The sequence below is a fragment of the Actinoplanes sp. NPDC051494 genome (genome assembly GCF_044454705.1).
GTDB lineage: Bacteria > Actinomycetota > Actinomycetes > Mycobacteriales > Micromonosporaceae > Actinoplanes.
Genome location: NZ_JBITDZ010000002.1, coordinates 567,598 through 586,944, shown reverse-complemented (window position 1 = coordinate 586,944; position 19,347 = coordinate 567,598). Strand labels below are relative to the sequence as shown.

14 protein-coding genes are annotated in these 19,347 nt (G+C 71.5%); 7 read left to right on the top strand and 7 right to left on the bottom strand.

Annotated elements, in window-relative coordinates; genetic code table 11:
- Window positions 1-23: 23 nt before the first annotated feature.
- On the bottom strand, window positions 24-539 hold the full coding sequence (locus ACIA6A_RS09305; protein WP_396096998.1) for a hypothetical protein: 516 nt from the start codon (window positions 537-539) through the stop codon (window positions 24-26).
- Between the two features lie 115 nt (window positions 540-654).
- Here ACIA6A_RS09305 and ACIA6A_RS09300 point away from each other — a divergent pair, with 115 nt between their 5' ends.
- The 5 genes from ACIA6A_RS09300 (at window position 655) to ACIA6A_RS09280 (ending at window position 8,149) form a co-directional block, all read left to right on the top strand.
- Window positions 655-2,610, top strand: a complete 1,956-nt coding sequence (locus ACIA6A_RS09300) for a LamG-like jellyroll fold domain-containing protein (RefSeq protein WP_396096997.1) — start codon at window positions 655-657, stop codon at window positions 2,608-2,610.
- Window positions 2,611-2,766: 156 nt separating this feature from the next.
- Window positions 2,767-4,527, top strand: coding sequence for a protein kinase (locus ACIA6A_RS09295; protein ID WP_396096996.1), 1,761 nt, complete (start codon window positions 2,767-2,769; stop codon window positions 4,525-4,527).
- Between the two features lie 51 nt (window positions 4,528-4,578).
- Window positions 4,579-6,351 (top strand): hypothetical protein, encoded by a 1,773-nt coding sequence (locus ACIA6A_RS09290; RefSeq protein WP_396096995.1) that lies wholly within the window; start codon window positions 4,579-4,581, stop codon window positions 6,349-6,351.
- A 71-nt stretch (window positions 6,352-6,422) separates the two neighbouring features.
- The gene (locus ACIA6A_RS09285; protein ID WP_396096994.1) at window positions 6,423-7,082 is read left to right on the top strand and encodes a response regulator transcription factor; all 660 of its coding nucleotides are present in this window, start codon (window positions 6,423-6,425) and stop codon (window positions 7,080-7,082) included.
- A 2-nt stretch (window positions 7,083-7,084) separates the two neighbouring features.
- Window positions 7,085-8,149: an ATP-binding protein gene (locus ACIA6A_RS09280; protein ID WP_396096993.1), complete on the top strand. Its 1,065-nt coding sequence runs from the start codon at window positions 7,085-7,087 to the stop codon at window positions 8,147-8,149.
- A 46-nt stretch (window positions 8,150-8,195) separates the two neighbouring features.
- Here ACIA6A_RS09280 and ACIA6A_RS09275 read toward each other — a convergent pair whose 3' ends face one another.
- From ACIA6A_RS09275 to ACIA6A_RS09265, 3 genes are all read right to left on the bottom strand, one after another.
- Window positions 8,196-8,963, bottom strand: coding sequence for a hypothetical protein (locus tag ACIA6A_RS09275; protein ID WP_396096992.1), 768 nt, complete (start codon window positions 8,961-8,963; stop codon window positions 8,196-8,198).
- An 89-nt stretch (window positions 8,964-9,052) separates the two neighbouring features.
- On the bottom strand, window positions 9,053-11,131 hold the full coding sequence (locus ACIA6A_RS09270; RefSeq protein ID WP_396096991.1) for a PQQ-dependent sugar dehydrogenase: 2,079 nt from the start codon (window positions 11,129-11,131) through the stop codon (window positions 9,053-9,055).
- A 9-nt stretch (window positions 11,132-11,140) separates the two neighbouring features.
- A complete protein-coding gene (locus ACIA6A_RS09265) occupies window positions 11,141-12,082 on the bottom strand; it encodes a sugar phosphate isomerase/epimerase family protein (RefSeq protein WP_396096990.1) in 942 nt (313 codons plus the stop codon).
- A 251-nt stretch (window positions 12,083-12,333) separates the two neighbouring features.
- Here ACIA6A_RS09265 and ACIA6A_RS09260 point away from each other — a divergent pair, with 251 nt between their 5' ends.
- Window positions 12,334-12,468 carry a hypothetical protein gene (locus ACIA6A_RS09260; protein WP_396096989.1) on the top strand — a complete coding sequence of 45 codons (135 nt, stop codon included), beginning with the start codon at window positions 12,334-12,336 and terminating at the stop codon, window positions 12,466-12,468.
- Here ACIA6A_RS09260 and ACIA6A_RS09255 read toward each other — a convergent pair.
- Window positions 12,446-14,794 carry a putative bifunctional diguanylate cyclase/phosphodiesterase gene (locus ACIA6A_RS09255; RefSeq protein WP_396096988.1) on the bottom strand — a complete coding sequence of 783 codons (2,349 nt, stop codon included), beginning with the start codon at window positions 14,792-14,794 and terminating at the stop codon, window positions 12,446-12,448. The genes ACIA6A_RS09260 and ACIA6A_RS09255 overlap by 23 nt on opposite strands.
- Before the next feature lie 780 nt (window positions 14,795-15,574).
- On the opposite strand from ACIA6A_RS09255, the gene ACIA6A_RS09250 reads away from it, so the two are divergent.
- The gene (locus ACIA6A_RS09250) at window positions 15,575-16,201 is read left to right on the top strand and encodes an HAAS signaling domain-containing protein (RefSeq protein WP_396096987.1); all 627 of its coding nucleotides are present in this window, start codon (window positions 15,575-15,577) and stop codon (window positions 16,199-16,201) included.
- Window positions 16,202-16,398: 197 nt separating this feature from the next.
- Here the strand turns inward: ACIA6A_RS09250 and ACIA6A_RS09245 are convergent, their stop codons facing one another.
- Window positions 16,399-17,871: an ROK family protein gene (locus ACIA6A_RS09245; protein ID WP_396097617.1), complete on the bottom strand. Its 1,473-nt coding sequence runs from the start codon at window positions 17,869-17,871 to the stop codon at window positions 16,399-16,401.
- Between the two features lie 320 nt (window positions 17,872-18,191).
- The gene (locus ACIA6A_RS09240; protein WP_396096986.1) at window positions 18,192-19,295 is read right to left on the bottom strand and encodes a substrate-binding domain-containing protein; all 1,104 of its coding nucleotides are present in this window, start codon (window positions 19,293-19,295) and stop codon (window positions 18,192-18,194) included.
- Between the last annotated feature and the right edge of the window lie 52 nt (window positions 19,296-19,347).

The following is a 19,347-nucleotide window of genomic DNA, read 5'->3' as shown; positions in this document are numbered from 1 at the left end:
CCCCGACGGCCGGGCCGGGCTCTTCAGGACACCAGCGCCGTCAGCACCAGCAGCGCCGCGGTGGCGGCGAGTTCGGCCGCGACCCACGGCAGGCTGCGCCGGATCAGCTCGTGCTTACGCATCGCGATGCCCGCGAGGATGGACACGTGCTGCTCCGCCTCGGCCCGCACCCGCCGGGCACCGCCGGGCGCCGGGCGGTCCCCCGCCGCGACGATGCTCGCCAGCGCGAAGCGGTTGGTCCCCACCGGCCGCGGGGTCCTCGGCCGGATCGCGAGGATCAGGCACCACGCCACGACGACAGCACTCCCGATCGCCGTCGCGACCAGACATGCGTACGCCACCGGAACCGCCGGCCCCGGGGCGATCCGGTCGCCGATCAGCACCACCGCCCCGGACGCGACGGTCGCCAGCGAGGCGATCTTGGCGTCCGCCGCCCGGATCGTCGACTGCAGGGAGTCCGCGGTGGCCAGCGCGACGCGTAGATCGGTGTCGTCGGCGGCGTTCAGGCTGCGGTGCCGGATCCGGCGAGGCGTCGTCATGACTCCAGCAGACCCCGCGCGGCCGCCGCCCATCGCGTCGAAATAGGTGATCACGCCGCCGATATCCGACACCCGTGCCCCCACGGATCCCGCCGTTCTTGGCAGAGTGACAGCCATGATCATTGATGTGGCCCGCCGGACCGGGGTCGCCGCGGCGACCCTGATCGCGGTGGTCTCCCTGAGCCCCGGGCCGGCCGCGGCGGTGGAGCCCGGCAACCCGACCGGAGCGACGACACAGTGGACACAGACGTGGAGCGACGAGTTCCGCGACCCCGCGGGGTCGGGACCGTCCCCGGCGAAGTGGGGCCATGACGTCGGCGAGATCGGCTGGCCCGACGGTGAGCAGGAGTTCTACACCGACGCGGTCGCCAACGCGTACCAGGACGGCGAGAACCTGACGATCGACGCGCACACCGGTGACGTGCCGGCCGGGACGAAGTGCCGGACCGCCGGGGAGCAGCCGCGGACCGTCGACTGCACCCACACCTCGGCACGGTTGGTCACCCATTCCACGTTCCGGCAGAAGTACGGCCGGTTCGAGGCCCGGATCAAGGTCCCGGCGGCGGACGGCTACTTCCCGGCGTTCTGGGCCCAGGGCCGGGAGACCTCGTCGTGGCCGGCCAACGGGGAGATCGACTGGATGGAGGTCATGGCCCCCGGTCAGCGAGACGTCCATTTCAGCCCGATCGGCAAGGCCCTGCCCGGCTGCACGCTGCACCAGAACAAGGGTGCCTGGGGCCTCATGCCGGAGGCGAGCACGTTCACCCCGTCGGCCGAGCCGTTGTCGACCGGCTACCACGTCTATTCCGGTGACTGGTTCGCCGACCACATCTCGTTCGCCGTCGACGGGCACACGTACGCGACGGTCTACCGGCAGGACGTCCTGGCCGCCGGCTGTCAGTGGCCGTTCGACCAGGAGTTCTTCCTGCTGCTCAACCTCGCGGTCGGCGGCGCGTCCGGCACCCCCGCGGTGGACCGGGCCACCATGTCGGTCGACTACGTACGGGTGTTCACGCCGGCCGTCGCCGCGGGCACGATCACCGACCGGGTCTTCGGCCTCGGCGCCACCGGCGGTAACTGCCTCGCCGCCGCGTCCACCCCGGCGAACGGGGTGGCGGTGAAGACCAACCTCTGCGCGCCCGGTGCGCTGAACCAGGTCACCGTCACCGGCGGCCTGCTGATGATCGGTGGCCGGTGCCTCGACGTGCAGAGCTCGGGCCTGGTCCCGGGCACCCCGGTCCAGATGTACAACTGCAACGGCACCGGTGCCCAGCAGTGGCGGATCGAGTCCAACAGCTCCCTGGTCAACCCGCAGTCCGGCCTGTGCCTGTCCGCACAGAACAAGAACAAGCTGGTCGTCGACCACTGCACGAACGACAAGCACACGTACGAGGCCTGGTCGCCGCCCGCACCCCGGCAGGTCTCGGCCACCTGGCCGGTCGACGAGAAGGCCGGCACCGCTCTGCGGGACACCACCGGCGCCCACACGCTGACCTGCACCGGCGGCACCTCGTGGGCCGTGGACGGCGCACATCTCAACGGGCAGTACCAGGCCTGCTCGGCCGCCGATCCGATCATCACCACGACGTCGGCGTACACGGTCGCGGCGTGGGTGCGCCCGAACACCGCGCCCGGCTCCGTGGACTGGGCCGTCGCCGGGGTGGACGGCACGAACGTCAGCGCCTTCTACCTGGAGTACAACCATCTCTCCGGCACGTGGGCGATGAACCTCCCGGGCACCGACGCCACCACGGCGGTCTTCCGCAGCACCACGGGCGGGCCTGCGCCGAAGGCCGGCGACTGGACGTTGCTCACCGGCCGGGTCGAGCCGGCTACCGGCGCGGTGACGCTGTTCGTCGACGGGCTGCCCAAGACGTCGATGACCGTACCGACGTCGTCGTTCTGGAAGGCCGAGGGCAAGCTCTCCCTCGGGCGTGGACGCTGGGCCCGCGCGGACGCCACGTTCTTCCCGGGCCGGATCGGCGCCGCGAGGACGTGGAACCACGCCGCGGAGGACGCCGACATCCTGGCGTTCTACAACGCCACGAAGTCACGCTACGAGACCGCGTAGGCACCCGCTGGCGGGCCGGCCATGTTACTCACGGGTCGGCCCGCACCTGGTTCGGCGGATCGGGGCGCGGCCTGATATACCAGACGAATTCGCTGCCATGGATCATGACTGCCACAGCTCATGGCGGTGGCGTCGCCGACCCGGGGAGAAACACACGTGGACACCGCAGGTCGCGTTCGCCCGCTGACCCCGCTCGACCCGCGACAGCTCGGTGAGTACCAACTCCTCGGGCGGCTGGGCTCGGGCGGCATGGGCGTGGTCTACCTCGCCGAGAACGGCGACGGCACCCCGGTGGCGGTCAAGCTGGTGCACGCCGCGCTGATGGAGGAGGCCGAGTTCCGGGCCCGGTTCCGCAGCGAGGTCGAACGGGCCCGCGAGGTGCCGCCGTTCTGCACCGCCGAGGTCCTCGACGCCGACCTCGACCACGTGCCGCCCTATGTCGTGTTCGAGTACGTCGACGGCCCGGACCTCGCCGAGGTGGTGGAGAACCGCGGGCCGCTGCGGGCCGCCGCGCTGCAGTCGCTCGCGGTCGGGGTCGCGACCGCGCTGCGCGGCATCCACGGTGCCGGGGTCATCCACCGCGACCTCAAACCGGAGAACGTGCTGCTCGCGCTCGGCAGCCCCAAGGTCATCGACTTCGGCATCGCCCGCGCGTTCGACCCCACGAGCCGCTACACGGGTACGGACGACCTGGTCGGCACCGTGGCCTACATGGCTCCGGAACGGTTCACCGACGACCCGGACACCGACCCGGCGACCGCGGCGTCGGACGTGTTCGCCTGGGGCTGTGTGGTGACGTACGCGGGGCTCGGGCGTACCCCGTTCCGCGGTGACTCCCCCGCCGCGACAGCCGGCCGCATCCTGACCCAGGAACCCCAGCTCGACGGCCTGCCCCCGGCGCTGCGCGAGGTCGTGGCCCGGAGCCTCGACAAGGATCCCACCGCCCGGCCCAGTGCCCGCGCCCTGGTCGACATGCTGCTCGGCGACCACCCCGCACCCGCAGCCGTCGCACCCAGCCCTGTCTCCACGCCCGCCGCCGCCACTCCCGCCGCCGCCACGCCCGGCCCCGTCGCCGCACCCGGCGCACCCGCACCCGCCGCGCCGCCGCGGTCCGCCCGGCCGGCGCTCTCCCCGCCGGGCGGCCCGGTCGCGGCACCACCGGCCGCCGCCCCGGCACCCCGGCGCCCCGACCGGCCCGCGCGGCGCCGGCTGCTGGTCGGTGCCGTCGCCGTGGCCCTGGTCGGCGGTGCGGCCGGCACCGCGATCGCGGCCTCGCGCACCGACGAGACCACCGCCGGGAGCGCCACCGCAAGCACGGCCGGGACCATCGACGGCGGGCCCCTGACCAGCTCGGGATCACCGGTCGCGGAGCAGACCACGCTCTCGCCGGAACCGTCCCGCTCGGCCCGCCCGCCGGCCGCCGGGGACCGCCCGTCCGGCAAGCCCACCGCCTCGAGCGCCAAGCCGTCGAGCAAGAAGCCGTCCGCCGGCGCCTCGGCCAAGGCGGGCCCGGCCGCGTCGGCGAACCCGGGCGGGCGCAACCTCGCGCTGGACGCCACGGTCACCGCCTCCAGCTCGGAGGGCGACCCGTGGGCCCCGGCGAACGCCGTCGACGGCGACACCACCACCCGGTGGGGCAGCGGGTTCAGCGACCCGCAGTGGCTCATCGTCGACCTGGGCGCCCGCTGGCAGATCTCCGAGGTCCAGCTGCGCTGGGAGAACGCGTACGGGGTCGCCTACCGGGTCGAGGTGTCCGCCGACAAGAAGAAGTGGACCCCGGTCTACCGTACGACCGCCGGCACGGGTGGCACCGTGTCCATCGACGCGGACAAAGCGTCCGGCCGATATGTCCGGGTCTACGGCACGAAGCGGATCAATCAGTACGGGTACTCGCTGTACGAGGTCGAGATCCGCTGATCCCGGGGGCCTTATCGCGGCTTCACGCGAGGGTCCGTACCATGCGCGTGCATGACCTCCCCCCTGACTATCGAGCAGCCGACCGCCGGTGCCGGAACACCGCCGGCCCGGGAGCCGGGGCCCGGCCGTCCGTACCTCTGGCATGTGGTTGCCGGGATTGTCTACCTGGTCCTGGGGCTGGTGGTGATGGCGGGGTTCGTGGTGAACCCGAACGGCCGGATCTCCGGGCACCTGCCGATCGACAACACGTGGTTCGAGTGGCTGCTCTCGCACGGTGCCTACACCGTGCGGCACCTGGAGAACCCGTTCTTCTCGATGCGGCAGAACGTGCCCTACGGGGTGAACATGATGGCCAACACCTCGGTGCTCGGCGTGACGATCCCGCTGGCCCCGGTGACCATGTGGTTCGGGACCAAGGTCGCCTACCTGGTCTGGATGGTCGGCGCGCTGGCCGGCACCGCGTTCACGACCTACTGGGTGCTGCAGCGCTACGTCGTGCGGTCGCGGACCGCCGCGATCGTGGCCGGGGCGTTCGCCGGGTTCGCGCCGGGCTTCGTGCACCACGCGAACGGTCAGCCGAACTTCGTGTCGAACTTCCTGCTGCCGCTGATCGTGGCGCGGGTGCTGTTGCTGGGCTCGAACGGGCGCTGGATCCGCGACGGGCTGCTGCTCGGTGGTCTGATCACCTGGCAGGTGCTGATCAACGAGGAGATGCTGCTGGTCACCGCGCTGGGGTCCGCCACGGCGGTGCTCGTGTACGCGCTGATGCGTCCCTCGGTGGCGAAGCAGCGGGGGCTCGACTTCCTGCGCGCGATGGGCCTGACCGCCGCGGTGGCGGGGTCGCTCTGCGCGTACCCGCTGTGGTTCCAGTTCGCCGGCCCGCAGACCTTCCGCGGCATGCCGGCGTTCACCACCTGGGGCGAGGACCCGATCACCTGGCTGACGTTCTCCCGCGACACCCTGGCCGGCGGGGTCGACGACGAGATCCGGCAGGGCCTGACCGAGCAGAACAGCTGGTTCGGCTGGCCGCTGGTGCTGCTCACGCTCGTGCTCGCGGCGGTGTGCTGGCGCCGGTCGGTGCCGGCCCGGGTGGCCTCGGTGGTGGCGATCGTGTTCGCCGTGCTGTCGCTGGGCCCGGTGCTGCGCATCGGCGGGCTGCTCACCGAGCACAAGGGCCCGCTCGCGTTCATCCCCGAGCACACGCCGATCTTCAACCTGATGATGCCCGCGCGGCTGACGTTCGCGGTGGTCGGCGCGATCACGCTGCTGGTGGCGCTGGGCTGGGACCGGGCCGCCGCCAACGGCTGGGGATTCACCGGCGTCGTGCCGCGGATCGCCATCGCCGCGGCGCTGATCCCGATCATCCCCACCCCGGTCCCGGCGGTCGACGAACGCCCGCCGCCGGCGTTCATCACGGCCGGCACCTGGAAGGAGTACGTCCCCGCGGGCGGCACGCTCGTGTCCGTGCCGCTGCCGAGCAACTCCCTGGGCCGCGACCAGCTCGGGTGGAGCGCGTGGGCCGAGCACGAGTTCACGGTGCCGGAGGGCTACTTCCTCGGGCCCGACAAGGACGGCGCCGGCAAGATGGGGACCACCACCACCAGCCGCACCACGGTGCTGGTCGGCAAGACCCTCCGCGAAGGGGTGGCACCGGTGCTGACCCAGGCCGACAAGGACGCGATCCGGGCCGACGTCACCCGGTGGAACGGTTCCGTGGTGGTGATGCGGGCCGAGTCCGGCACCGACGCGCTGCGCGATCTGATCACCCAGGTGTACGGCCCGGGCACCCAGGTCGGTGACGTGTGGTTGTGGGATCAGCGCTGACAGCGACTTTATCCCGCGCTTACCCTCCTCTCTGACATGCTGGCCCGGACGTCAACCTGCCGGGAGTACGAGTGCGTGTGCTGGTCGCGGACGATGAGCGGCTGCTCGCCGACATGATCGCCGTGGGTCTCCGCCGGGAGTCCATGGCGGTCGACGTCTGCTACGACGGCGAGCAGGCGCTGGAGAAGCTCGGCGTCAACCCGTACGACGTGGCGGTCCTCGACCGCGACATGCCGGGCCGCACCGGCGACGACGTGTGCCGCTGGGTGAGCGGCGCGGGCCTGCCGACCCGGGTCCTGCTGCTCACCGCCGCGGCCGGCGTCTACGACCGGGTCGCCGGCCTGGGCCTGGGCGCCGACGACTACCTGACGAAACCGTTCGCGTTCGCCGAGCTGGTCGCCCGGGTCCAGGCCCTGGCCCGGCGCACCGCCCCCGCGCTGCCGCCGGTGCTGCGCCAGGAGGGCCTCGAACTCGACGTGGCCACCCGCACCGCCAGCCGCGACGGTCAGCCGCTGCCGCTCACCGCCAAGGAGTTCGGCCTGCTGCACGCGCTGATGCGGGCCCGCGGCCAGGCGGTCACCACCGAGGAGCTGCTCGACCAGGTCTGGGACGAGCACACCGACCCGTTCAGCAACGTGGTCCGGGTGACCGTGAGCACGCTGCGCCGCAAGATCGGCGAACCGCAGCTGGTGCTGACCGTGCCGCGCGCGGGCTACCGGATCGGCCGGTAACCGTGCGCATCAGGTCCCTGCGTGGCCGGGTGCTGGTGCTGCTCGTGCTGGCCATGACGTTCGGCATGGTGGTGGACCGCTTCTACGGCCAGCTCCCGATGTACGTCCTCGACCTGGAACCCGACTGTCTCACCACGTCCCAGCCGGTCGAGGATCCGTGCGACTTCGTCCGTACGCTGTCCCCGGTCTTCTCCACCGGCGCCTGGGCGCTGGGCGCCGTCCTCCTGGTCCTGCTGGCCCTGCCGGTCGCGAAGTGGCTGCTCGCGCCGATCGCCGACCTGGTGCCGGTGATCGACAAGGTGGGCCCGCAGAACCTCGGCTACCGGGTCCGCCCGGCCGGCCCGCGCCACGACGAACTGACCCGCCTCGGACACTCGCTCGACGACATGATGGACCGCATCTCGGCCGGCTACGAGGGGCAGCGCCGGTTCGCCGCCAACGCCTCCCACGAGCTGCGGACCCCGCTCGCGCTGCAACGCACCCTGATCGAGGTGGGCATGGCCGAGCCGCTCACCCCGGAACAGTCGGCTCTGCTGGCCAGTCAACTGCTGCAGACGAACGTACGCAACGAGCGGCTCGTCGAAGGTCTCCTGGTCCTGAGTCAGGCGGACCAGGGTCTGGCCGCCCGCACCCGGTGCCGCCTCGACACGATCGCCGCCGAGACGGTCACCGCCCACCAGGGCCTCGCCGCCGGCGCCGGGGTGACTCTGGCCACGGACCTGCACCCGTGCACCGTCCCGGGCGACGCGGTCCTGCTGGAACGCCTGGTCCGCAACCTCGTGCACAACGCGATCAAATACAACCACCCCGGCGGCACGGTGACCGTGCGGGCCGGCGGCACCCCCGCCCTGACGGTGACCAACACCGGCACCCCGGTCCCGGCCGAGGACGTGGCCCGCCTCTTCGAACCCTTCACCCGCCTCGCCACGGACCGCATCGACCACAGCGGCGGCAGCGGCCTGGGCCTGGCGATCGCCCGCTCCGTCGTCACCGCCCACCACGGCACCATCACCGCGACCCCGGCCCCCGGCGGCGGCCTCACCATCACCGTCGACCTCCCCACCTGATCGCTCACCCGCCGGGTGAGCGGTGCGGCTTACCCGCTGTCGGCGGTCAGAGCGAGCCCAGGCGGGCGGCCAGGGCCACCGCGTTGAGGTCGCCGTCGCGCAGGCGGGCGGCGGCCTCGGTCTCGCCGAGGCTGGCCAGGCGTTCCGCGGCCGTCGAGATCAGGCCCTGGTTGCCGGACAGCAGCTTGCGGGCCAGGTGGGCCTGGGTGGGACTGAGTTCCGCGTACGCGCACCGGTCCAGCGCCGCGACCGTGTCCTCGTCGAGCGTGCCGTCGAGGGCCTTCTCGGTCACCACCCGCAGCAGCCAGGTGGGCCACCAGCTGTAGCGGCCGATCAGGTGGCCGGAGCGGACCGCCTCGTGCGGGGTCTGGCCGCCGTCGAGCAGGCGCAGGGTGAGCGGGATGTCGAAGCGTTCGAGGCGCAGCGCGGTGACGAACAGCCGTTGCAGTTTCGCGGCGCCGACCAGCGGGGTGGCCGCCGCGGCCGCCGCGGCATAGTCGCCGCGCATGGCCAGCAGGATCATCTCGGCCTCGGTGGTGGAGATCGCCGAACCGGTCGAGCGGTCCTCGATACGGCGTAGCGTGCGGTTGAGGCGTTCGGTCGCGTCCCGGGCGTATTCCGCGCGCTCCTCGCTGGAGGGGCGTTCCAGGTATCGGATGACCGTGTCCAGCGCGATCTTGACCTCACGGCGCAGCAGCGGTGCCTGCACCCGGGGGGAGACCAGGTCGCCGTAGCCTTCCAGCAGGTAGGCGCGGTCGAACCGGTCGGACGCCTCGGGGAACTGCGCCCACCATGCCTCGCCGTGCGCCTCCACACCTCTCACATTGGCGGACGGGTGGCGTTCTTGAGTGAAAACGCCGCAGATCCCGGCCGGGCCCGGTGACGGACCCGGCCGGGGTGCGTTCAGCCCGCGGTGGGGGTCAGGACCACCTGGTCCGAACCGCTCTGCGGCGGGTTGCCGGTGTCGGTGTACTGCGCGACGAACACCGCTGTCAGGTTCCCCGCGCCGGCGTGGCCGGGGTCGAGGAACGTGGTGATGGAGCCGGAACAGCCGGACGCCGTGGTGAGCGGGTGCCCGTGCTGGTCGTGGCCCAGGATGTAGGTCACGGTGACCCGGGCGCAGTCGACCGGCTGGTCGTCCTCGACGGTGACCTGGAAGTCGACCGTGTCGCCGAACTGGAACGGCTGGCCCTCGGTGGGTGCGACGAGCGTGACCACCGGTGCCGCCGTGCCGACCGGGAGGATGACCTCGGCGGCGGCCCAGCGGCCGGTCGGGTCGGTCACCTTGAGGGTCGGACGGTAGTTCCCGTTCTGGGCGTACGTGTAGACCGCGTTGGCCTGACGTGAGTCGATCACGCCGTCGTTGTTGAAGTCCCACGCGTAGCGCAGCGTGTCACCGTCGGGGTCCGACGTGCCGGTGCTGGTGAACGTGACCGTCAGCGGCGCCGCACCGCTGGACGGGTTGGCCTGCACCGCGACGATCGGCGACCGGTTGCCGCGCACGTAGTCGATCCGGGCGAGCTGTGCTTCCGGGTTCTCGCTGAAGTAGCCGTCGCCGTACTCGAGGACGTAGAGCGCGCCGTCCGGGCCGAACTCGAGGTCCATCGGGTTGTCGAACGCGATCGACGGCAGCACCGATTCGATCTTCGTCACCTGGTTGTCGCTGTCGAGCGTCAGGGCCTTGACCCAGTCCCGGGTCCACTCGGCGAGCAGCGGCTTGCCGTCGTAGAACCGCGGCCACTTGGTCTGCGACGTGTTCTTCGCGTCGTACTTGTAGGTGGGACCACCCATCGGGCCGATCCCGCCGGTGCCGAGCTCGGGGAACTCCGCGCTGGCGCCGTACCCATAGATGATCTCGGCCTTCTCGACCGGCGGCAGCTTGCGCTTGCCGGTGTTGTTGGGCGAGTCGTTGACCGGGGCGGCGCAGTTGAACGGCGCGCCCGAGGTCTTGGTGGCGAAGTCGTAGTCGACGTAGGGCTGATCGGGGGCGACGCAGTACGGCCAGCCGTAGTTGGCGGGCTTGTCGATCGCCGCCCAGCGTCCCTGCCCGGCCGGGCCACGACCCGGGTTCGCCGTGTTCGCGTCCGGCGAGTAGTCACCGACGTAGACGACGCCGCTGGGCGAGACGGTGAAGCGGAACGGGTTGCGCAGGCCCATCGCGTAGATCTCGGGACGGGTCTTCGCGGTGCCCTTCTTGAACAGGTTGCCCTTCGGGATCGTGTAGGCGCCGTTGCCGGTCACCTTGATCCGCAGGATCTTGCCACGCAGGTCGTTGGTGTTGCCCGCGGTGCGCTGGGCGTCGAAGACCGGGTTGCGGTTGGCCCGCTCGTCGATCGGCGCGTACCCGTCGGACTGGAACGGGTTGCTGTCGTCGCCGGTGGACAGGTACAGGTTGCCGGCCCCGTCGAAGTCGATCTTGCCCCCGACGTGGCAGCACATACCGCGGTCGGTGGGCACGTCGAGGATCTTCTGCTCGGTGGTGAGCAAAAGTGAGTTGCCACTCAGCTTGAAGCGGGACAACCGCATCACGCCCTTGAAGCGCGCGAAGTCGGCGGCCGTACCCGTCTCGGGCGCGTCCCCCTCGTTGACGGTCGGCGTGGCCGGATCGTCGACCGGGGTGTTCAGCACCGGCGAGTAGTAGACGTAGACCCACTTGTTCGACGCGAAGTTCGGGTCGATCGCGATGCCCTGCACGCCCTCCTCGTCGTGCTGGTACACCGGGATCGTGGCGGCGAGCACGTTCTGGCCGGTCTTCGGGTCGTTGACGCGCACCTCCCCCTTGCGCTCGGTGTGCAGCACCCGCTTGTCGGGCAGCACCGCGAGGGCGATCGGCTCGCCGGGGAAGTCGTTGAGGGTGACCTTCTGGAAGTCGGAGTCGGGCGGCGGGGTGGCCGCGGGCGCGGCGGAGACCCCGCCGGACGGCACCATCAGGGCGGTCGCGACCAGCGCGAGCGCGGGTACGGCGGTCAGCAGACGTTTCATGGACTCTCCTCAGAACCGCAGGGTGTCGAGGAAACGGAATCCGACCTGCGCTGTGCTCAGCGCGTCGGCGGGGGTACGCGGCGGGCTGCCCGCGTCGTCACGCTCCACGATGTACTCGACGAGGCCGGCCTCGTGGGAGTGCTCGAAGATGCGGGCGAAGTCGATGAACCCGTCGCCCGGGTCGGCGAACGTGCCCGACGGTGCCAGGTCCTTGACGTGCACCTGACGGATCCGGCCCCGGTTGCGGCCGATCAGGTCGACCGGGTCGGCGGCACCGCGGTAGGCCCAGAACAGGTCCACCTCGAGGTGCACCAGGCCCGGGTCGGTCTCGCGGGTCAGCACGTCGAAGCCGGTGAGCTTGCCGCCGTCCTGGCGGGCGAACTCGTTGTGGTGGTTGTGGTACCCGAAGCTGAGACCGTGCTTGCGGGCCAGGGCCCCGGCCTTGTTCAGGTCCTTGGCGAACGCCTTCCAGACCGAGCTGTCGCGGATCGGCGCGCCGGTGGAGGTCGTCCCGAAGTACGGATGGACGATGTACTTGTTGCCCACGATCGCGGCGTCGGCGAGCGCGGCTTCCCAGGTGGCCGCGTTGAACGGCTGCGGGATCCCGACGTGCCCGGAGGTGGCACGCAGCCCGGCCCGGTTGAGCGCGGCCTTGAACTCTGCGGCTGTACGCCCCACGAAGCCGGCGTGCTCGACGCGCCGGTAACCGATGCGGGCGAGCTCGGCGAGGCTGGCGTCGAGGTCGATGGCGAGCTGGTTGCGCAGCGTGTAGAGCTGCACGCTGATCTGGTCACGGGGGACGCGGCTGAGTCTGCCGTGCCCGCCGTGACCGGGGCCGCCGGCCTGGGCGGGTGACCCGAGCAGCGCGGAGGTGCCGATCGCGGCGGCACCGGCGGTCACGGCCGCGGCGCCGAGGAGATTTCTGCGGCTGAGGTTGGACTCGTTCTGCATCGCTTGCACTGCCTCCCGATCGGTGGTGCGGGATGGACATGGGCGCACGGAATCGGCCGACGCGCGCCACGCCGGAGCACTTGGGGCATCGAGGTTGTTCGCTAGCTGATGTTAATCACAGGTTTCGGTGATGTGGCGGAAAGAATCTTCGAAATATGCAAAAGTTTCTCTCGCCCGGTGCATAAGTCCATGTCAACACGGACAGGCCGGACATCGACAGGCTCTGCCACTCCGGAGGCGTACTCCTGAGCGTGTCCTCTTTGGTGGTTTCGGTCCTCGCCCTGCTCGTCCGCGCCGGGGACCGGGTCGCCACGCCACCGCTCACCCACCTGGAGCACGTGCCCGGCAGCTGGAGCTTCGAGGTCACCCCGTACGTGCGGCCGTGACCTGTCCGGCGAGCAGTTTCGCGAGGTCCGCGGCCGGCATCGGCCGGGCCAGATGGAAGCCCTGACCAAGGGTGTAGCCCAGCGCCCGCAACAGCTCGGCCTGCTCCTCGTTCTCGATGCCCTCGGCGACCGCGTCCAGGCCCAGCGCCCCGGCCAGCTGGATCACCGCCCGGGCCACCGCCTGCCGCGCGTCACTGGCCGCCGGGTCCGCGTCGTCGATCTCGATACCGTCCACGAACGACTTGTCCAGCTTGACGATCGCGGCCGGGAACGCACGCAGCAGGCTCAGCGACGACTCACCGGTGCCGAAATCGTCGAGCGCGAGCTTGATCCCCCGCCCGTCGAGCTCGCGCAGGGCCCGCGACACCTGGTTGCCGCGCAGCACCGCCGACTCGGTCAGCTCCAGCACCAGCCGGGCGGCGGGCAGGCCGTTGTCGTCGAGCGCCGCCAGCACGTCCCCGACGAAACCGGGATCGTGCAACTGCCGCGCCGACACGTTCACGGCCACCTTCTGCAACGCGTCCGGACCGAATTCGGTCAGCCACGCCGACGCCTGCCGGCACGCCTCGCGCAGCACGAACCGGCCCAGCTCCACGATCAGCCCGGTCCGCTCGGCGGCGGGCACGAACTCGGCCGGCGAGACCATCCCCCGCTCCGGGTGCTGCCAGCGCACCAGCGCTTCGAGACCGATCACCCGGCCGTCACGCAGATCCATCACCGGCTGGTAGAAAAGCTCGAACTCCCGCTCGTCCAAGGCCCGCCGAAGCTCCCCGCCGAGCCGCATGTGCGCGAGGACCGGTTCGGCCATCTCCGGCAGAAAACGAACGTACGCGGCCTTGCCCCGCTGTTTCGCGGCGTACATCGCGACGTCGGCCTCACGCAGCACGCTGTCGACGGTCGCGCCGGGCCCAGCGGTGGCGATGCCGATACTCGCCTGCACGAGCAGCCGATGCGCACAGATCGGCGCGGTCAGCACCTCGAGGACACGCTGCGCGACGGTCTCCCCCACCGTCGTGCCCCCGGTCAGGAGCAGGGCAAACTCGTCACCCCCGATGCGTACGGGAACAGCCCCGCCCCCATCCCCCGACGCCGCACCGCCCCTCGGCGTCGCGGCTTCCCGCAGCGTCGCGCCGTCCCGCGGTGTCGCGCCGTCCCTCGGTGTCGCGCCGTCGCTCGGTGTCACTGCCTCCCGCAGCGTCGCGGCGAACGAGACCAGCAGTTCGTCGCCGACGTCGTGGCCGAGCGAGTCGTTGACCGTCTTGAAGTCGTCCAGGTCGACGAGCAGCACCGTCACGCCGCGCCCCGCGGCGAGATCCCCGGCGAGCCGCTCGCGGAACCACGCCCGGTTGCGCAGCCCGGTCAACCCGTCGTGCGTGGCCTCGTGCTGCAGGCGCACCTCCTGCGCGCGGACGCTGTCGAGCAGTCGCACATAATCCCGGAACGCCAGATATTGACGAATCGTCACCAGCACGCTGACCAGCACCGCCGCCACGACCGCCACCCGGCCCGGCCACTCCAGCCGGCCTGCCGCGACAGCGAGCAGCGGAAGGTCGACCGCGGCGATGGCAAAATACGCCAGCAACGACGACGACCGGCGCGAAGGCCTGCGGTGACCGAGCACGGCGTTCCACTGCGCCCGTACGGCGAGCACGATCAGCACCGGGGCCAGCGGCAGCACCACCGACTGGGCGGGGGCACCGCCGTCGTCGCCGAACGTTCCGGCGAGCACGGCCACCCCGGCGGCAGTCAGCCCGACCGCGGCGACCAGGCGGACCGCGGTCCGGTCGACCGGCCCGTCCCCCAGGTACGAGACCTTGGTGATCCCACCCAGTGACACCACGAGCGCCAGCGCGACCAGGGCCAGCGTCTGCGGGGCCCACCGCTCCTCGGCGGTGAGCATCGGCGCGAGCCCGAACTGCCACAGCAGCGTCGCGCACCCGAGGAACGCGATCGCCCGGTCGAGATACATTCGGCGGCGCTCCCGCGGCCCGGTGAGCGGCACCGGCACCCGCGCCACCGACACCATGATCAGCACGAATCCGAGGGCGACACAGACGGCGGCGGAGATCGGCATGTCCGGTGGCACGGAACCCACCGAGAACCGGAACGCGTTCCCGGCCATCAGCGCGAATCCCACGGTCATGACCACGGCCCCGGCTAGCAGCCCCAGCCAGAAGCGCCGGGCGACCGGATCCGCGCGCACCACGGCCCGCAGCCGGTACAGCGAGACGACCGCGACGACCCCACCGGCTGGCACGGCCAGATATGCGACCGCGACCGTCCCGGCCCCGGAAACGGCCCACACCGCGAACCAGAACCAGCTCACCACGGCCAGGCCACAGGCGGTCCACACATAGCGAACCGGCGCACGGCGATCCTGGGCCACGTCAGTCGCATCGGCCCCGACACCGGACGTCTGAGGAATTTCAAGATCCCCTGAGGTCACGACCCCACGTTGCCCGACGACCGAGGGTTCAGCCATCCGCGAAACGGACCATCGACGCCATCGATGCCCAGACCACCCCGGACCGCCCGCATCCTCCCTCCGCCCAACTGCCCAGCTGCTCAGCTCACCGTCCCGTCCGTCCCGTCCGTCCCGTCCCGTCCAGCCCGCCCAGCTGCCCAACCGCCCAGCCCGTCCAGCCCGCCCAGCTGCCCAACCGCCCAGCTGCCCAGCTGCCCAGCTCACCGTGTCTCTCCGCTACCCCCACCCCGCTCACCACCTCACCCCACCGCTTCCCACCCCGCCGGCTCACCGCATTCACCGGCCCGCCACCTCGCCGGTCCTACCGGGTCGCCGTGCGGACCAGCCCACCGGCCACAGATCCATCCGGCCCTTGTGCCTCGCCCGCCTTCCAGCGCCTTGCCTCGGACCGCTGGCAGCCGTCCTCGGCCGGCTCACCGCGATGCCGCCGAGAAGGGAACAGTCGGAAGCGGACAATCCGGAAGCGGATGGCCAGGGCGCGCCACTCAGCCTGGGCCGGCTCCGGGTCGGCCGAAAGGTGGAGGTGGTGCGGGCAAGGCCGGTCCGTGGCCGGATGCGGGGCCGATGCTCCGGTCGCGATGCTGAGAGCCGTTGTCAAATGGCGAATCTCAGGGGGAGTCGATGACGTCCGGTCCCGACAGTGCCACGCCGCTCGTGCACACCGATGTTCTCGTTCTGGACTATCTGGCCGCGCTCTGGGCCGCGTCCGACGATCTCGAGCCGGAGCTGCGCGACGAGCTCATGACGACGGTGGCCGACTACATCGCGTTGCGACGGCACACTCCCGGCGATCGCATCGACGACCCGGAGCCGATCCTGCGCCGGCTCGGACCGCCCGAGGCCCTGGCCGCGGCGGCACGGCGTGGCCGGATGCCCGTACACCTGCTGCGCCCGGACCGGCAGGTGATGGTCCCGGACCAGGGTAGTAATCATTCAATAGCATCCGAGTGCGCGGCCATGGCGCTGTTGACCGCGGGCGCCGTGGTCCTGCCCGGCGCCGGACCCTTGGCCGGCCTGGCACTGGTCTCGGCTTCACCGCGATGGAATCCGGCGCAGAAGGTCGCAGCCTGGATGCTCGCCGCCGGCCCCATGCTGCTCGGCCTGGTGATCGTGTTCGCCGCGGCCGTCCTCGGCTCGGGCGCCGACATCCTGCTGGTCGTCTACGCGCTGATGGTCGCGGGCGGTTTCCTGGCCGGCCTGACGCTGCTCCCCGGACTCAGCTCTCGGCGGATCCCCCAGCGCGGCTGACCCGGGCCCGGCGCGATCGACCCGGCATGATCGGTTCCCGCCCGGTCCCAGCACAGGTGCACCCGGCACGGCCGGGCCCGGAGTGATCAGCTCTCGGCCGGTCCCGGCACGGGCGAATCCGGCGCGGCCGGGCCCGGAGTGTTCAGGTCCCGGCCGGTCCCAGCACGCACGAATCGGCACGGCCGGGCCCGGAGTGATCAGCTTTCGGCGGGCCCGGCGGCACGGCTGTCCACGGCCGCGGTCAGTGGGTCGTTGAGCAGCGGGTCGAAGGCGAGCTCGGCGGCGCCGATCAGGGCCGCGTTCTCGCCCAAGCCGGTGGCGCGCAGCTGCAGGTGCTCACGGGAGGCCGGCAGCGCCATCGTGTCGAGGCGGCGGCGGATCGCGGGGGCGGCCGCCTCGTACACCTCGGCCAGGGTGCCGCCGAAGATGACGATGTCCGGGTTGAACACGTTGACGAGGTTGGCGACACCGAAGCCGAGCCAGTCGCCCACCTCGTCCAAGGATGCGAGCGCGGCCTGGTCACCGCGCGCCGCCGCCCGTACGACGGCATGGGGTCCGTCCGGCGAGTCCGGTGGCAGGCCGGCGAGCTGGAGCAAACGCCCGGTCCCGATCTCGGTCTCCCAGCAGCCGCGCGAGCCGCAGCCGCACCGGCGCCCGGTGGGGTTGACCACCATGTGGCCGACCTTGCCGCTGTGGCCGCGGTGGCCGATGACCAGCCGGCCGCCGGTCACGATGCCGGCGCTGACGCCGAGGTCGCCGTGCAGGTAGAGCAGGTCGTCGATGCCGGCGGCCACGCCCCGGGTGTGCTCGGCGAGGGCGGCGATGTCGGCCAGGTCCCCGGCGACGAATCCCCGCTGTCCGGGCGCGACCAGTGCCGCGTCGAGAGCTTCGACCAGCCCGCCCTCAGCGCCGAAAGCCCGTTCGCCGTAGACCCCGCCCTCGAGAGCCCTACCAGAGAGAGCCCCACCAGAGAGAGGGCCAGCCCCGCTGGGAAGAGCCCCGCCAGGCAGAGAGCCGCTGGCGGGAGGGCTGCCGGGTAGAGGGCCGCCGGGGAGAGCCGAGCCTTCGAGAGCCCGATCAGCGGAAACCCGGGTGTCGGCAGCCGGGCCACCCCCCAGCCGGCCACCGGGATCCCGGCCGGCGGCGTCGCGGCCGCCTGATTCACGGGAGTCCGATTCGTGGGCGGTTGGCCGATGGAGGGTGTGGGTGGTGTCGGCGACCGCGACCGCGCCGCCGATGCAGAAGGCGTCGTCGCCGGCCGGTCGCATCGCGTGGACGAGTTCTACCAGGGCGGCGACCGTCGCGGACAGGCCCGCGCCGGGTGGGCGGGGGGCCTCGCGGACGTCGAGGAGGTGGCCGCCGAGACCGACCCGGGCGGCGCGGAGGCGGTCCGGCTCGATGCTCAGCGCGTTCGCGTAGATGGCGGCGGAGCGGGGGCTGACCACCAGCGAGGGGCGGCCCGCACGGCGGGCCGGGGCGGCCGGCAGGGGTTCCTCGGTCACCAGGCCGGAGGCGGCGAGGTCGGCGGCGAGGGCGCCGATGGTGCTGCGGTTGAGACCGAGGTGGCTGGTCAGTTCGGCGCGCGATGTCGGGCCGTGCACGTGCACATATCGAAGGACGGCGCCGAGGTTCTGGCGGCGGATCTCCTCCTGGCCGGCGGCGGGGGCCAGGGGTGCCCGCTGCTCGGGGGCGGGGGTTCCGGCGGTCGCGGCTTCTGCGGGGGTTCCGGCGGCAGCGCGCAGCCCGCGGTGGCGCAGAGGGCCGACCACCAGCGGGCTCCTTCCTGGACCGAACGGACGACGAACGGACGGGCTTCGAACGGACGGGCTTCGAACGGACGGAACGATGAAACGGCCGGGACCATGAAACGGCCAGGACCATGAGACGGCCATGACCATGAAACCGGTGGAACCATTGAAACGAGTGGACATGAACGGCGAAAGGGTCCCCGGAGCGGACTCCGGGGACCCTCAGGTGCCGATGGTGCTGATTACTTGGTGAGGGCCGACAGCTTCGGGTCGCTCGCGTAGGCCTCGGCCACGTTGGCCTTGGTCACCGCGACCGGCGGGAGCAGGTAGGTGTCGACGACCTTGCTGCCGTTGTTGTACGACTTGGTGTCGTTGACCTCGGGGGTCTGACCCGCCTGCAGCGCCTTGACCATCTTGATGCTCTCGGCGACAAGGGTGCGGGTGTCCTTGTTGATCGTCATGTACTGCTCGCCGGCGACGATCGACTTGACCGACTCGACCTCGGAGTCCTGGCCGGTGACGACCGGGACAGCCTTGTTACGGCTCTTGACGGACTGGATGATGGCGCGGCCCAGGGTGTCGTTCGGGGACAGGACGCCGTCCAGCTCCTTGCTGCCGTACGTGGAGGTCAGCAGCTGGTCCATGCGGGCCTGCGCACCCTCGGGCTTCCACCCGGTGATGGCGACGGCCTTGAAGTCCTTCTGGCCCGAGCCGACAACGATGTTGCCCGACTCGATCTCCGGCTTGAGGATCGACATCGCGCCGTCGAAGAACACGGTGGCGTTGTTGTCGTCCGGCGAACCGGCGAAGAGCTCGATGGTGTACGGGCCGGCCGGCTTCTTGGCCTTCATGCCCTCGAGCAGGGCCTGCGCCTGGAGCACGCCGACCTTGAAGTTGTCGAACGCGACGTAGTAGTCGACGTCCGGGGTGCCCGTGATGAGGCGGTCGTACGCGATGACCTTGGCACCGGCGGCGTGCGCGGCGGTGACCTGGGTCGACAGCTGCGCGGCGTCGGTCGCGCCGATGATGATGACCTTGGCGCCCTTGGTCGTCATCGCGGTGATCTGGGCCTGCTGGTCGGCGACCGTGGTCGACGCGCCGGCGTACTGCACGTCGCTCTGGAAACCGGCCTCCTTGAGACCGTTGGTGAACAGGTCACCGGCGAGGACCCAGTTCTCCGAGGTCTTCGCGGGCAGCGCCACACCGATGAGCGAGTCGGCCGCGAAGCCGGACTTGCTGTCGCCGCTGCCGCTGTCGCTGTCGCCCTCGCGGCCGGAGCCACAGGCGGTCAATGCCAGCATCGCGATGGCGCCAACCGCCACCGTCTTGCCGAAGAAGTTCCGCATTTGGGGGTTAACCCTTCTTGTGAGAGTGGTGTTACGGGTGAGAGGGGGGTGG

Coding starts and splice junctions, on each gene's coding strand:
- ACIA6A_RS09305 (WP_396096998.1), bottom strand. CDS start 539: ATGACGACGCCTCGCCGGATCCGGCACCGCAGCCTGAACGCCGCCGAC.
- ACIA6A_RS09300 (WP_396096997.1), top strand. CDS start 655: ATGATCATTGATGTGGCCCGCCGGACCGGGGTCGCCGCGGCGACCCTG.
- ACIA6A_RS09290 (WP_396096995.1), top strand. CDS start 4,579: ATGACCTCCCCCCTGACTATCGAGCAGCCGACCGCCGGTGCCGGAACA.
- ACIA6A_RS09270 (WP_396096991.1), bottom strand. CDS start 11,131: ATGAAACGTCTGCTGACCGCCGTACCCGCGCTCGCGCTGGTCGCGACC.
- ACIA6A_RS09265 (WP_396096990.1), bottom strand. CDS start 12,082: ATGCAGAACGAGTCCAACCTCAGCCGCAGAAATCTCCTCGGCGCCGCG.
- ACIA6A_RS09250 (WP_396096987.1), top strand. CDS start 15,575: ATGACGTCCGGTCCCGACAGTGCCACGCCGCTCGTGCACACCGATGTT.
- ACIA6A_RS09240 (WP_396096986.1), bottom strand. CDS start 19,295: ATGCGGAACTTCTTCGGCAAGACGGTGGCGGTTGGCGCCATCGCGATG.